This is a genomic window from Enterococcus sp. 9E7_DIV0242 (genome assembly GCF_002140975.2).
GTDB lineage: Bacteria > Bacillota > Bacilli > Lactobacillales > Enterococcaceae > Enterococcus_L > Enterococcus_L clewellii.
The window spans coordinates 4,447,378-4,463,153 of record NZ_CP147247.1 but is presented as its reverse complement, the minus strand read 5'-3'; the positions used below and the strand labels follow the sequence as shown (position 1 = coordinate 4,463,153).

General features: G+C 38.8%; 12 protein-coding genes. All 12 read right to left on the bottom strand.

What is annotated here, in order from left to right:
• Nucleotides 1-61: 61 nt before the first annotated feature.
• The 12 genes from A5888_RS20770 to A5888_RS20715 all read right to left on the bottom strand — a co-directional run bounded on the left by A5888_RS20770 (nt 62) and on the right by A5888_RS20715 (nt 15,773).
• Nucleotides 62-823, bottom strand: coding sequence for a WxL domain-containing protein (locus A5888_RS20770; protein ID WP_086349340.1), 762 nt, complete (start codon nt 821-823; stop codon nt 62-64).
• 32 nt (nt 824-855) lie between these two features.
• On the bottom strand, nt 856-1,662 hold the full coding sequence (locus A5888_RS20765; RefSeq protein ID WP_086349339.1) for a WxL domain-containing protein: 807 nt from the start codon (nt 1,660-1,662) through the stop codon (nt 856-858).
• Between the two features lie 3 nt (nt 1,663-1,665).
• On the bottom strand, nt 1,666-2,049 hold the full coding sequence (locus A5888_RS20760; RefSeq protein WP_086349338.1) for an LPXTG cell wall anchor domain-containing protein: 384 nt from the start codon (nt 2,047-2,049) through the stop codon (nt 1,666-1,668).
• Nucleotides 2,050-2,061: 12 nt separating this feature from the next.
• Complete coding sequence (locus A5888_RS20755; RefSeq protein WP_086349337.1) at nt 2,062-4,908, bottom strand: WxL domain-containing protein; 2,847 nt, start codon at nt 4,906-4,908, stop codon at nt 2,062-2,064.
• A gap of 45 nt (nt 4,909-4,953) precedes the next feature.
• Nucleotides 4,954-6,291 carry a pectate lyase-like adhesive domain-containing protein gene (locus A5888_RS20750; RefSeq protein WP_086349336.1) on the bottom strand — a complete coding sequence of 446 codons (1,338 nt, stop codon included), beginning with the start codon at nt 6,289-6,291 and terminating at the stop codon, nt 4,954-4,956.
• A 143-nt stretch (nt 6,292-6,434) separates the two neighbouring features.
• Entirely contained in the window at nt 6,435-7,127 is a 693-nt protein-coding gene (locus A5888_RS20745; protein ID WP_086349335.1) for a winged helix-turn-helix domain-containing protein, read from the bottom strand.
• 763 nt (nt 7,128-7,890) lie between these two features.
• Nucleotides 7,891-9,003, bottom strand: coding sequence for a tyrosine-type recombinase/integrase (locus A5888_RS20740; protein WP_086349334.1), 1,113 nt, complete (start codon nt 9,001-9,003; stop codon nt 7,891-7,893).
• A 723-nt stretch (nt 9,004-9,726) separates the two neighbouring features.
• On the bottom strand, nt 9,727-10,518 hold the full coding sequence (locus A5888_RS20735; RefSeq protein WP_086349333.1) for an NUDIX domain-containing protein: 792 nt from the start codon (nt 10,516-10,518) through the stop codon (nt 9,727-9,729).
• A 247-nt stretch (nt 10,519-10,765) separates the two neighbouring features.
• Entirely contained in the window at nt 10,766-11,575 is an 810-nt protein-coding gene (gene pnuC / locus A5888_RS20730) for a nicotinamide riboside transporter PnuC (RefSeq protein WP_170924786.1), read from the bottom strand.
• A gap of 46 nt (nt 11,576-11,621) precedes the next feature.
• The gene (locus tag A5888_RS20725; RefSeq protein WP_422389759.1) at nt 11,622-12,713 is read right to left on the bottom strand and encodes an AAA family ATPase; all 1,092 of its coding nucleotides are present in this window, start codon (nt 12,711-12,713) and stop codon (nt 11,622-11,624) included.
• A 154-nt stretch (nt 12,714-12,867) separates the two neighbouring features.
• The gene (locus A5888_RS20720; protein ID WP_170924785.1) at nt 12,868-13,026 is read right to left on the bottom strand and encodes a hypothetical protein; all 159 of its coding nucleotides are present in this window, start codon (nt 13,024-13,026) and stop codon (nt 12,868-12,870) included.
• Between the two features lie 56 nt (nt 13,027-13,082).
• Nucleotides 13,083-15,773, bottom strand: coding sequence for an ABC transporter permease (locus A5888_RS20715; protein ID WP_086349330.1), 2,691 nt, complete (start codon nt 15,771-15,773; stop codon nt 13,083-13,085).
• Nucleotides 15,774-15,776: the final 3 nt, after the last annotated feature.

Below are 15,776 nucleotides of genomic sequence, written 5' to 3'. Positions count from 1 at the left end.
GTTCGACCGAACCGGTAAATCTATAAACAAAATTTAGCTATATCATTTTAAATATTTTAGCTTATTCTACTTCTGCCAATGTCCAAAGAACTTTAGCTGTATATTTTGTTTCAAAAATTTGAGCTGTACCATCAATGTCTAATTTTACTGCATCAGCAGCACTACCGTTATCGTAAGTACCAAATGTAAGCTCATAGTTACCAGCTCCTCTAGAAGCTTCTGTATTCTCAACAAATGCTTTTGCTGTTTCACCCAATGTTAATGTAACACTTGGTTCAATTGTAGGATTTACTGGTTTCAAATGATCTGGCTCGATAGATTTCAGTTCCATGTTCTTGAATGTCAAGATAGAACCATCCAATGTTACATCCTGTGTACCAACTTTACCTGTAAATTCTTGAGTCATTTGAGCACTCAATTTATATTTACGGTTCAAAGTTGAACGTTTGTCACGGAATTTAACAAAGTTTTCTACTTTATACGCATCAGCATTGCCTTTATTCGCTTCGAACGGAAGTGCAAAGTATTCACGTCTAGCAATAGATCCTGCAACCACTTCATGAGAACTGAAGTCTAATGGTGTTACTGCTACGATACCGAAATCACCTGGATCTGTAACATCAGGGATATTTGTGATTGTTGAATCTGTTGTACCAGGTTTTGTAATTGTTGTATCTGGACCACCATCTGTGTTACGAGTAAATTCGATGTATGCATCGCCACTGTGAGTTGAGCTATCAACCGCTTTTGTACTTGGTGCTGCAATCGCAACTCCTGCTACTGCCAATAGAGCAGCTCCGCAAAGTTTGTGTGTTAATTTCATTTGTATTTCCTCCTAAAATGTGTGTTTGTTATTTATGGTAACTCGGCTAATATCCAAGTTATCACCGTTGAATAGGGTACCGGATCGACGGTCGTGCCTTTCGGTACAGTTAGTTTTATTGCGCTATTTTCATGAACTTGCTGATTATTGAATGCTGCATCTAAAAGAGGTGCACCATCCTTACCAACCTTAGGGGTCAATGTTGATGCTTGACCATTTGTATGTTCTGGGGAGGCACCAAAAGAAATACTCCAGGTTCCCGCTCCATTGTTTTTTTCAGCATTGGCTAATACATAGGTATCACCAATATTATTCAAACGAATAACTTCACTTGAGACAACGGGAGCTCCTGTTGTAGAATTTGGTGTGCTCGTCCATGATTTATCAAAGGACAATACCGCTCCATTTAATGAGCTGTTTGTCGTATTTGAATTAGTGAATTGACTTTCCTGTCTTACCTGTAGCGTCCAGCCTTGAGCTGTCGCTGTCGTCCGATAATCGGAAACCTGAATGAAATTTCCTCGTGGACTTGTGTCATCTAAAAACAATTGAGCGTTGACCGGATAGGAAACCTCTTCATCCGCGATAGCGTTAGCAGAAAAATTCAACTGAGGAACAAAATCAAGCCTCAATCTCCCTGACGTACTCGGACTTTCTCCTGGATTAACCGGTATTTCCGGATGTTCCGGATCTACGATATGATCGATCTCTGTCCCATTTGTAAATTCAATGACTGCGTCTTGATTGACTCCTTCTTCTGCTGCAGCTGTCTGTCCACAGAAAAAGAGCAGGGAAGTTGAAAACAATACAACAGCTGAAAGCAGTTTCGTTATCTTCATTGATTAGTTCCCCTCTCTTTTACTATTGTCTTTTCGCTTCTTCCAAAAGAAGAAGATCAGAACAGCTACTAGAACAGCCAGTCCACTGACAGATAGGCTCATCTTCACCAGTTCTCCTGTTGAAGGCAGCTTACCACCAGCCGGTTTCTCAACGATACTTGAATCAGTAGTTGACGGTTCCGGTTCTGAAGAAATTGCTGTGGATGAATCTGTTGGTTCTGTAGTGGAAGAGGCAATTGTCTCATCATAAAAACTGATGACGCCGTTCGTTTGAACAGAACCGCCGTTTCCATTAGCTGCAACATTCATTGCAAAACCTGAAAGTACACTCAGCACCAAAAGGAAAGAAGTAACAAGTAAAACAAGCGATTTTTTTCTCACGTTCATTCTTCCTCCATCCTATGGTGTATTTGCCAGTACGTATTGCATCGTTGCCTTGTATTTACCCATCTTATTGACAGCACCTGCCGGAAGCTCTAGCTTGAAACCTTTACCCGCAGGAGTCCAAGTAGAACTCACATCATACTGACCTTCATGTGTTTCAGAAACAATGTCTCGTAAATCTTCTGTAATAATTACTTCTTCACTGCCTGTGTCATAACGAATAGCATCTGCCAAGACATACGCTGTATTTGGATTAGCTTCATCCGGAAGTAATGGCGACAATAGCTTAACAGATAGTGTCCAGCCATTTGCTACACTACGATAATCCGAAACAATCAGCTTATCCTTGTGGTCCACGTTATCCGCTGCAGTATAATTTTCATTGTCAATCAAGCTTGGGTTATCTACCTTTACCGCATCTGTTGCTGTAATAGCCTGTTTGCGGAAATCTAATGTTGGTACGGATTCCAGCTTCAGTTGACCGGTAAAAATATACTTCACTGTTTTATTTGTGCGTTCAACAACCACTGCCGTTTCATCACTTGGACGACCTGTATTCAGCAATGTGAAACGTCCTGTGTTCACAATTGTAGAAATCGCATCCATCACGCTTGTTTCTAAAGTCAAATCAACTGATGTTGCGACTTCTTTATTATTCAGCACAACAGGTGCTACTTCTTGAATAGCTGTTTCCACGCCTTGTTTAGACACATAATAAAATTCAACAGTTATCGTACTTTTTGCCTTCGCAAGAATATACTTGACCGTTGACCCACCTTCTTCGAACGCTACAGCTGTTTCATTCGCCGGTTTACCATTGGCGACAATATCATAGCCAGCAGCCGTCAAAGCAGCTAATACATCTGTAACTTCTGGTTCATTAGTCAAATTTGCTGTTTCACCAATTGTTCCTGTCAAGATAACTGGGCCGAAACCGGTAATATCGTTATCGGTTTCATCTACAAAGCGAACGGTTAAATCAGCATTTCCTTGTTCTAAGGTTATAGTAACTGGAACTGTTGCTTCAACCCCCTGGGCCGTTGTCAAAATCACATATACAACTACATCTCTTTCTGTCGAAGTATCTGGTAATCGGGTTGAATCGAGCTTAATAGAAGTTATTTCATCATGAGGAAAATTCTCTGTATCTACAGCGATATCCTTGATTAAATCTGCCTCGATTTTTGTTCGATTGTCAAGATCTGTACCGAACTCCGTCACCCAATTTATTCCTACAGGATACGTGATATTTTCTCTGGCATTCGCCGATGGAATACCATCATAACGCACCTGAGACTTTGTTTGCCCCTCTATTTCCAGTGATTCTAATGCAACATTTTTTTTCGTCGCATAAGAATAAACCACTTTCGTTTTTGGACCACCCATCTCAAAGTTTGTCATGTATCCATTCAGATCACCGGATTCCATATAGCCATAAAGTGTTTTATTTGCTGGAAGATTAAAGGTCGCATTTGGTTTTGCAACAACTTTTACATCAAATACTTCTCCGTCAAACTCATCACTTTTCGGATCTCTAGCAATTATTCGTACCGTATTTCCAGTTGTTTCAATGTTAAACAAACTAGTAGCCTCCACACCAGATGGATACTGATAAACCTTGACAGAATCCTTATGGATATCGTAATAATCGGGAACCTCTGATTGAATTTCAAACGCATCATTCCGATTATCAATTCCGTTATCGTACGTGTTTGGTGAAGTTGCTTGACGAATTGTATATCTTAGGTCTTTGTAACCGGATTGACCATGAGCGGTACTATTCTTCTCTCCGAATACAATTGGGCGAGACGGTGCGATACGCACCAAAGAATTGGAATCATAAACGATCGCCATAGGTCCTCTGCTTGTATGACGATATTGAACTCCCATGTCAATATTATCGCCACCGATCAACTTTGATATTTTAGAGTTAGGGGTAAACGCAGCAGAACCTGCTGCACCGAACTCAACAAAATTAGGAGTAGCTACATTATTCTTATAGTCTTTCTTGACCCCAATATAGTTGACAGGGGACGCAGAAGAATCATACTCCCTAATATATACATCAGAAAAATCTGTCATATCAGAATGTTCCACAGAAACCGCTTTTTGTCTGTTTATGTTCCCGAAGTTCCAAACACCTTTAAAATCATCGATTTTTGTATTATCATCACTATAGTAAAATTCATAATGGTACTCAGCACTATTTCCTTGTATATACAAATCATAGAGTGGATTCATTGTTGATCCAGTATTTCTATTACCACTTCCTAAAAATAGAAATAGCTCTGCCCAAGTTTTTGCATAACTGTCACTTACAGGATAATTCATCTGAGTAGGTGTTAGCTCAGCATCTTCAGGATGTACTGCAATAAAATTGAAATATTCTCCCTCTGCCCCTGTAAGATCAACACTATCTATGACCAATTTCAAATCTATTGTTTTCCCCTGAAAAACCCCAGCATTTTTAATTTTTACTGTTGGTTTCTCATTTTCAGGTAACGATGATGAAAATGGTTTGAAACGATAATATTTTGTTTTGGCAATCGTACCATTTGATTTTTTTACATCTCCAACATTGATGTAATCTTGATTACCAGATACCTCATATGAGGTATCTGGGTTTATTTTGAAAATAGTTCCATATTCACCTGGTAGTTCAACTATATTCCCATCTATATCTGTACTATTGCCCCTTAAAATATGGGCACCTGGTGTTGTTGTTGGACCAAAATCAATATAATCTGCTGGAGATAGAGGTGCCGCTTTTACCATAGAGTAATTATTAAAGTAGGAGTAACTCAAACCAATCAAACCAACCAAAGCTAATCCGATAGCGAGTTTTTTATTATTTTGTTTCATTTTTCTCCTCCCTTCGCTAAAATAAATACCAAATATGGTAATTTTCTATGGAATCATTGATTGTAAAGAAATTTTCCCGTAATTCTCCATCTTGAACTGTTGAGTTAAGTCTCCTGTAACAGAAAGTGTTTTGCTGTTACAAATTTTTCCGAAGTTTACAGAGAAATTACCACCATAGAATGTTGAACTTGGTGATTCAAGATATTCCCCACCAGTTTTTGTCCAAGTGTATACATCGCCCATATCTTTACCATTGATTGTTGTATCAGTTGCATAGAAAAGTTGAGCATCTGGTTTTTTATTAGCAACTTCAAAATTAGCTACTGCATTTAGGTTGATGACTGCACCTTTATATTCGCTACGGAAAGCACCTTTTTTACTATTACCTGTTGCTACAAACTCAGAATCTGGTTCCATGTTCAACTGTGCGCCATAATATTGGAAGTAAACTGCTGGATAATCTCCACCACCACGTCCATTAAAGTAAGCTTTTGCTCCGCTTGCCAAGTTCAATGAAGGTGCTTTGTTTACATAGTCAGCACGAGGAATAAACTCAAATGCAACTCCGGCAGCATCTACATCTAATGTAGCGTTTTGACCAACGTCAACTTTGTGAACTTTATCGTAGAATACTGGATAATAGTAATTCACATTACTTTGAGGTCCAATCTTCACGTTTACTTTCGCGTTATCACCAATTTTTACTTCCCCGGTTGCTTTCCCTTTGATCAATGCACCATTGAAGTAGAATGCTGAGAATTGAGAGTGATCACGGTTTGCAGCTACACCTGTATATTCTGATCCAGCTTCAAACTCTAAATCATGAACCCAAGCATTTTCAGCTCTTGTATTGATAACATTTTTACCTTTAAATGTAAGCTTTCCTTCGCTCAAATGAACAAAACGTGCGCCATCATAATTTACGTTTTCAGCTACTACATCCCAACCATAGCTTGAAGGTCCGTTCCCAGAACCACCTGTAAAGAAGCGACCATCGCCACTGTCTCCAATAATACGAGCATTTTTGACTGTCAATGTGTTTTTGCCTTTAGTGTTTTGTTTTCCATAGATAGAGAAATGACCAGAGTTGATAACAACGCCTTGTCCTTTTCTACCACGGATTTCAACATCACGGTTTGGAATATTGGTAATGTTTTTGTTGAAAGAAATACTTGATGTTACAACGATCACGTTGACATTTGCATCTTTCAATGCCGCTTCAAATTCCCCAACTGTTGCTACTTGAACCGTACCAGCTGCTGCTTCAACGCCTTGTGGTGCCAAGAAAGGAACTCCTTCCACACCTAATGTTGCTACCGCGCCTAGTGCAAGAGTTGCAGCTAGTGTTAAAATGCCTTTTTTAAGAATGTTTGTCTTTTTCAAACTGTTCTCCTCCTAAATTTTTGTAAAGTGTTTTTTGCCTGAAACCTTAGGTATTTCCTCCCTCCTGGCTGTGTGTGTGAATTAGCCAGTTTCGCGGCAGACGACATAGCCTGATCGATACATAGGTCTACTCCCTCCTCCCCTTAAATGACAAGTTTGTATCCCAAGGAACGAACATTCTTGATATATCTTGGTTCCTTTTCATCCTTCTCGATTTTCTTTCTTAAGTGAAAAATCATATTGCTTACGCGATACCTGCAAGGTTCCCCGCTTTTCCAAACATTTTCATAAATTTCTTCATACGTAACTGTCTCCTGAGCATGTCTATGTAAATACTGAATAACCATAAATTCCAACTTTGTCAGTTCAACTTCCTTGCCATCTTCTAAAATGACACTTAAATTTTTAGGAAGTAGTTGGAAGTCATGATTTTCTTCCTCTACCAAGCTCTGTTTTCCTATCACCGACTTCTCGCTATCTTTAGCGCACGCCAGTGTATTTCTTACAATTAAGCTAAACTCATCAAAATCATCTGAGCTGTCCGCCACACCATTAGCGCCAAGTTGCAGATAAACCAACCGAATGGATTTAGGTACAATAACTCCCGGCGACAATACCCATACTAATAAGTTTGATCTTTCTTTTAGCTTCATTAGTAAACTACATACCCAATTGATATTTGAGTCTGTTTCTTCCAGTACGACTCCATCCAATAAAGAATGATCAAAGAGCTCTTCTTCATTGATTTCATGGAATTTGTACAATTGGTCATCCAAAAAACGGTCAATATATTCACTTTTTTGATTTTTTGACACAAAATAGCCAATCTGATACATCCTATCTCCTCCTATATTTCATCGCATTTGTTTGATCCCTAAGGGTTCTGGCTCTACAAAATGCCCCTTTATGGGTTATACTCTAAATAAGTCAGCGGATAACAACATTCATATTGTGCTTATTTGACGGTCAGCATTATATGAAATTTCTACAAAATAAAGAATTTGATGATTGTACTTGTATACTATTCCATCGCATTTTTTCTTTTATGAAACGAATAGAGGAAAAGCAGCTGAAATAGCTGCTTTAATAACAACTAAAAGAAACATTGACCATTTTTTGACGACCTAAAACAAAAAAAGAGCCTCAGACAATAACTGTCTGGGACTCTTTTTTTAGAAAATAAAGGAGAGCGTAGGACATACTTAAGTCCTACGCTCTCTCTGTATTTGAACCGAATGAACAGTGGGACAGAAAAGCGGTTCAAATGTCCTGCTTTGCCTCGAGTTGCCAGTTCTACTTTTCTTATTTGCTAGATAAGCTAGATATTCTTTCCACCATTCATCTACTTGAAAATTAGTAGACTGGAAAGATAATAGTAGAATGGTATGCGTAAGGATAGTTAAAGGAATTTGAGAAAATTCCTCCCTTAATAGGAATTAGCTAATCGCAAAGGCAGCAGCTGCTTCGATATCCACTCAATACTTGTAGGCCTATACTGCGACGAACCACAAGCAAAAATGCATCAACGGTAAACCACTGTGTTTCAAGGCTCTTCGACAATAGGTTAACACTTCTAAACTAGCCTCAACCTCTTATTCATTACTCGCTCTCCAATTGCTTGTCTATAAGCACAATGGCGTCACGCCTATTTTCCCACATAGAATCTGCATAGACATCCAGAGTCATTTTGGTAGATGAGTGTCCCAACAGCTTGCTGATTGTGACAATATCAATTCCTTGTTCAATGCAGCGTGTCGCAAAGGTATGTCGCAGCATGTGAAAATGAATATGGGTCAATCCGGTGGCTTTCAACGTCTTCTTAAAACGATAGTTGATCAGTCGAGGCTCTGCAAAGCTATCTCTACACGAAATGACGTAATCCGATTTCGACTGTTCCTTCTTACTCAATAAATAGCCTTTTAAATTTTTAGCAAGAGGAATCACTCGTTTCGACGACTTGGTTTTCGGAGAATCCATGACCACCTGTGTTTTCCTTGTAGAATCGTTCACTGTTGTTCTATAAAGTGTCCTACTGACAGATATTTTACCATTTTCAAAGTCAATATCTGTCCATTTTAAGCCGCTGATTTCACCGATCCGCATGCCTGTATACAGCGCCAGAAGAACGGCAGAGCAATCCTTTTCCAGTAATGAAGCCTGTTCAAGCTGTCTTTGTTCCTCTTTATTTAGGGCTCTGACATCCTCGACATCATTCTTCTTTATACTAATATTTTGACAGGGATTCTTCAATAAATGATTGTCCATAACTGCTTGGTTCAGCGCACTTTTCAATACGGTGATAATTGATCGAATTGATGAGCCAGAAATATGTAGCTCTCCTAGATGCATGATGAACGCTTGAATTTTGGCCGGCTGCAGTTCAATAAGCTTGACCTGTCCAAGATAGGGCAAGATATATTTTCTTATCCTTAACTGATAGCTTGAATAGGTTGAAACCTTGATTCTACTCCTCATCGGCCCATTCAGCCAAAACCATAACCACTGTTCCAAGGTTCCCTCATAAATTTTCAAACTCCCATAACTGGCAACATATTGTACCTTTAACTCTGCTAAACGTTGCTTGACTGTTGTGTATTTACGGCCATATACATATCCATAAACAATTTTACCTTGTTCATTCCTTGCTTTTATGTACCTACCTTCCCAGCGGCCGTCTTTTCTTTTATAAATATTTTCTCCTCTTCTGCTCATTAAATAACATCCTCTCCTAAAAAAATTGACGGCTTATTTGACGGTTCAAAAATACGTATGATTTTTCAGTGTTATTTTCAATTTATCGTTAGTTTCCATGTCATTCCAACCAAAAAGAAAAATATTTTTATCCTAGTTTCAGTAAAAATATCAAATAAATTCATTTTTTGGTGTAGACTATTTCTAATTAATACGTTAAAATGAATAAAGAATCAAATAAACGAGCGGATACAACAATCTATTTATCACATTTTTTCTTATACTCGTTTCATAAAAGAAAAAATAATATATTTATTGGTATTTTTATCACAAATCCAATAGTATAACAGATATTATTATATGTCTATATAATTTCTCTTATTTTTTTAATATCCTACGAATAAAAACGATGAATGACACAAATTTCGTGCCATTCATCGTTTTTAGTTTGATTATAGATAAAAAATAGGCGAAAGATCCTCTTTTTAAAGAAATAAGTCGAACTCTTCTAACAATAACCAAAGATTTCCTTCGTATAAATGAACGTAGCAAGTCGAATGTTTTTTCTCTTCTAAAATTTCATGTTGTTCTGTTACTACTTGTTTTCCTGAAAATATTTTTGGAAAGACGATGAAAAGAATAACATCGAATTGTATAGAGAAACACTTCTAATTTTTGCTTGAGGTAGTTGACTATACTATAGAAGAAAACTGCTCTTCCAACTCTCTATTTTTAAGCAGCCGATCAAGTCAGATTCTTTAGCTTATAGATTTTTTTTGGTCTACCTTTTACTGGTTTTGTTTCAAACCCAATTTCAATGAAAAATTTTCCATGAGTTTTACGGAAATTGCTATTATCGAGTTCCTTCAGTTCTATACCTAAAAATTTGCTATAGACCTTCCTCGCCTCTGTTAATGTAAAAGTTGCACCTAGTATTTGTAAAACAGTCGGTACGTAATCCAAGCGATTCTTGATTCTGATGACTGCTTCATGGATAATTTCTTTATGATCAAAGGCCAGATCATCTAAAGGTATCTCTTTTCCCATATAAGAAAGTTGGGGCGTCCCGTCTTTATCAGCACGTAAAGTAACCCAATGCGCCTCCCTTGCATCATCTCCTGCAGTAATTGTCACCGCCTGCATGTCTGGCAAATAAGTCAAATGAGCAACAGTAATCGTCCATGCTCTGGGGTCTCGATTCGGCGTAGCAATTGTTTTCAACTGCTCTACATAGGTCTCATCCAGAGTTATCCCGACCTCTTCCTTTACCTCTCTCAATACAGCTTCCGTTGTATCTTCCTTCTTATCGACAAATCCTCCCGGCAAAGCATAGTGCCCTCGAAACGGGTTTGCTTTGCGCTTGATCAAGAGCAATTTTACCTCGTCCTCAGCCCAACCTAGGATAACATTATCGACCGTGACAGATGGCTTCTCATACTTCGGAAGATCCTGCTGCTGATACCATTTCAAGAATTCTTCCTGGCTGGCTTCTTGTTCATAATATTTTTTTTCGTCCGCATATTCGTTGAATTTCATTTTATCCACTCACTTTTGCTTCATTATTAGCTGTTCACTCTTTTAAGCTTATTCTACCAGACTTCTCAGGTCAATCTATTTTTATTGATTGTTCACGAAACTATTTTTCATTGCTCAGCCAACGAATGCACATGACAACTCACTTATTACAGCACTAAGTAATCGCTGATTTTCCTAAAAAAATTGTGCGACCATCAAATTTCAAGGATCAACCGTACTCTATTACTCCAGCACTACCAATTCCTATTCAGCTCTTACTACTCCATCGAATATACCCTACGATTGAATTGATTAAGAAGACCCAGTACATGACGACCATTTCAAGGCTGGCTCCCCACCAGAGATAGATGCTAAAAACATTTGTCCCAATCCAAAACAGCCATTGTGCAGAATAAGAACCATTCATCAGCCATTGTCCTATATAATTCGTCCCATCCGTTACAGAATCTCGGAAGGGGCGGTTGGCTCCGATACTACGGTAAATCAATCCGAAAAGCCCCCAAATAAAAATCATGCCTGTTATCGCTTTTATCCAGCCAACGAAAGAAAGCTTTTTAGGCTTCACATAAGCCATTTCTTCTTTCCCATCCGTCTGTTTCTCCAAGTTCAACAGCCATAAATACGTTCCGGTAAACTGCATGACGAAAAAGTAAATCGATGTCAGCACTTCCCCGTAAAAGCCACTAACAATACTCAAATATAAATAGATCACCACATTTATAAGACCAAAGAAATAATTACTGATCTTCCCTTTTGTGACAAAGATAACGTTAATGATTCCTGTAGCTCCGGCGATCATTCCTAAAAAACTTTCCGGCTGTTTGAGGTAGACACCAATCTGAATACCGACCAACACAAGTAAATAGACAACTTCCAGCGGTTTCCAGCCTAAGAAAATATCCTTTAGCAAAGCCAGAAAGATTCCTTTCACTCCAAGTTCCCGACCTTGAGCCAATAGCATAGACAGATTGTTCTTTACTTCTCGCCTTCTATTTCTCCAATAATTCGTTTGCATTCTTTCTATTACCCAATATTTTAACCCTTTAACTGCTTCCATCATTTCCACTCCTTCTCATTCTCTTCAATTGGTGTCCTCTATTCACTTACCAGACCGTTACATCCAGCAACTCTGCAATTTTTGTCTGCGCCAGCTGATATCTTCCGTAAAATCCCTGAGGATCTTCCGAAGTCAGCTCGGCTTCAAGTATGACCAATTTATCTGCTAAGCCTGCTTGTTGAAATAATTCCAATAAATGCACATGAAACGCCCAACGAATCGTTTCTTCTGCCATTGTCATATCACGAAACTGGTCATCCACATATTTTGTCACTGGTGGAACAATAAAAATAATATCCCACTTCTCTTGTTGAATCGTTGCCTGATATTGACACTCTAAAGCCTTAAGCTCTTCTGGACGAATCAGTGTCTTTCCTTCTGCTTTCGCTTTTTGCACATCGTCAGTCAAATACCAATCAATATAAGCCTTGGTAACTGTACTATTGGTATCCGCGAAAACAAGTCCATTGTTTGCGGTCCCTTCAATTTCATTTGAGGTCTGACGGTACTGGTTTGCCAGTAGATAAATATAATCTTTGGCATTCAGCTCTTCATCGAGTACATTATATTTTTCTTGATAATGTCGCGCATATTCTAATGAAAATGGACTGCCATAGCTTCTCGCCAAATCTTTGACCAGGGTAGTTTTACCGCCTGATGCAGATCCTGCAATCAGAATATTTTTGCTGAAATGCCTTCTAAAAGGACGAGCGATTTTTTGCCAATACTTCAGAGGGTTTTCTCGAATCAGTGTTGCTGAGATTGGCAACAACTGTCGATCAATTAAGACAACCTTCCAGGTCGGTCGAAGATGATTGAGCCTCTGTTCATATTCCGGTTCGCCAACAAAAATCGTGATTGCTACTTCTTTTTCCTCACAATTTTTCTCTATGACTTCTTCCAATAATGAAAGCCATTGTATCCATCCTTTCGGATAACGCGGGATTGCTGTTTCATCGATTTTGTCAACAACAATCAGCTCATCCTCTCGAAATGTTTCTCTGGTATAGCGGAAACGCTTCTCTAAGCTCAAGCCTATTTGCTCGCCTCGATCCCCCTCATGACCACTGACTGCCAAGATTACCCCATCACAGATTCGTTTCGCCTGATGAACTGCTGAGATGTGTCCAATATGCAACGGTGCCCATGTTCCGAAAAATACACCAATATTTTTTCCTGCCAATTTATTTCTCATTATCGCCACTCCTTTAGGTAATTTTTACCTTTAATTATTTAAAAGAAAAAACCAATGAAGGCTATTATCCTTGAATCATTTTAGGTAATTTTTACCTTTAATATAGAATCATGATACCATTGATTTCCAGACTTGTAAAGCTTTTTTTGTAGATGCTTGCCTGATTGTCAAACAGAACAGGAGCTAAAGAACAAAATACATTGCTGCATTCGCTTCTTAGCTCCTGAATCATAAAATAACCGGATAGTCGTATCATAAATTCTACCACTCCTGAAAAAAAGGATGTCACTACATTCTCTTTTTCCGTGAGAATTATTCTCTATCCTTTAGCGCACCAAGGACGTCCATTTTCTTTATTTTTTGATGCATAATAACAACCAACAAGCAAAAGACAACTACTAATGTTCCTGCTGATTGTAAAAATATAGTTGTCTGATCCGGTTCCGGGAATTTCAAAAACTTAAGCTCAAGCTGATTTATAACTAGCTTATATACGGGCAAACTTGCATAATAACCCACAACAATTGATACCATGACCAGTAGATTCATTTCTCTAAAGATGTACATGGTTCGCTTAATAGGACGATACCCCATTGCATATACAACAGATAGTTCCTGCTTGCGCTCCAAAATATTGATGTAGGACAGGTTGTAGATAACAACTAGTCCTAAGACACAGGCGGCGATAATTACTATCGCAATCAAGTGATCTAGCTGAACGGCGACTTCATCCATTTTTTCAATCATTTGCCTCTTTGTTGTAAACGTGTTTACTGCTTGTGCTTCAAGAATCTCCTTTTTATCCTTCTCAGAGACAGAATGATAACGAAGCAATTCTGTGTTGGTAGAAATCGTCTCATTGAATAGCCTTTTATAAGCAGCTTCACCAATATAGAGGTAGTGGAGATAGTAATTATCAACAATGCGACTGATTGGCACACGCACTTTTTCATTCTCTGCATTTTTTATCTCTAAATAGTCGCCTTCTTTTAGATGTAGCAACTGAGCCATTTTTTTACTGATGAAGACCTCATCTCTTCCAAGCTTGACCACCTTCTTTGAAACACTATCTACCATCTGAATGTATTGTCCCAGCTCATTCTTAGCTGAATCCGTTAACGGCACAAGCGTCGTCAGCTCTAATTCTTCCCCATCTTGTACAATCGCATGCCATTTTTCTTGCCTAGTCTCAAGCCGTTTCATCTCTTTCTTGTCAATCAGTTCATAATAGCTTTCCAGCTCTTCCTTTTCCACATTCGCATTAAAAACCGTCAACATATCATAATGAAGTATCTGGTTAAACTGTTGATCCTGTAGTTGACTTACCGCATTTTTTGCACCATACCCCACAACTAAAAGAACCATACACCCCATAATGCCAATGAAAAGCAAGAGCATTCGAAGCTTGTAACGGAAAATAGTACGGAGGCTCATTTTTAAAGAGAAGGAGCATCGATTCCAAATAATAGGCATGTATTCTAAAAGTATCTTTCGACCCTTGATCGGCGGCTTGGCTCTCATCAAATGGAGCGCCGGACTCCCTAAGGTTTTTCTATAGAAAAAGTAAGGAATGACAACAATGGACAACAAACTCGCACTGACTGCAATCCAGAAAAGCGGCCAATAAACGATCAGTTCGTACTCTTTTAAAATATATAATGGCACATATAAATCAATCAGTAGTTTTGAAAATAAAAAATTCCCTGCTAAGATACCAAGCAACAATCCAACACTCCCGGAAAGAATGCTGTAAATACTGTATTTCCTCATAATCACACTTGATTTGACACCTAAGGCTTTCAATGTTCCGATTTGTTTTCTTTCCTGTTCAATCATACGTGTAATAATCGATACAGTAATCAAGCAAGCAACAAAAAAGAAAACAACAGGTAAGATGTTTCCCAAGGCATCAAGGCATTGAATATTCTCTTTAAAGCTATTGAAGGTGACCGTCTGATTGATTCCTTGAACCTCATAAGTCGGCTGTCGATAAGCTTCACGCATATCCTCTATGCCATTCAGCTCATTTTCCATTGTCGTAATTGCTTCTGCAGCAGCGCCGCGCTCCTTTTCCAATTCCTTCCGCACAGTATCTGTTGGCGTTATACCGGCAGAAATTAGCTGTTGCACCTCTTCCGGCGATTGGCTGTCCACCTCAGAAAGCTGACTGATTTGATTCTCTAATTGTCCCAATCCGTCCTTTGTTTCCTGTATTTTGGCTTGCAACTCCGTCTCATTTTTAGAAAGCTTATTCTCAAATGATTGCTTCATTTCTTCCTGTTGACGTTCTCGCACCTGACACAAGGAACCTCGAACCTCACTCAATCTCTTTAAGTAGCTTACCTCAAAACGATCCACTAGTTTACCATCCTCTGTTAACCGAATGTCCAATACATTTCCTTCAAAAGCAAAAGCAGCAGATACCACTGCAGCAAAACAGTTTAATTCCCCATTACCGATCGTCGTCGCTCCTCTAGCCTCTTTACTGAGAAAACGATAGGAGTTAGCAAACCCGACAACCTTAAACTCAGACTGTTGAAATACACGTTCCTCTTCGGACACTGCTTGTTTAAACGACACTTTGTCGCCAAGACTAATTTGCTCCTGAACCTTCGCATCCAAAAGAATCTCTGTAGCATTTTTTGGCGCTCTGCCTTCGATAATTTCATATTGTCCATTTTCATACGTATCAACCTCTACACTCAACTCATGAGATGCCATAATTTGGTGAACAACCTGTTTGCGTGCTACCACTTTTATTTCAGCAAGCTCTGCGATTTCTTTTGCTTGCTCTTCACTGATCCCATCTGCCGAAATCAATCGCAGATCATAAAAATCAAAGGCTGCAAAATAGCGATTGCCTGCGGTCAAAATGTTCGGTGCAGCCGATTTTAATCCTATAAAGAAGGAGGTACCTAAAGCAATTAAAATAGCGATTGATAGAAAACGCATAAAAGAATGCTTGACTTCTCGCACCAGTTCTCGTCTTAGTATTCGTCTCATCTT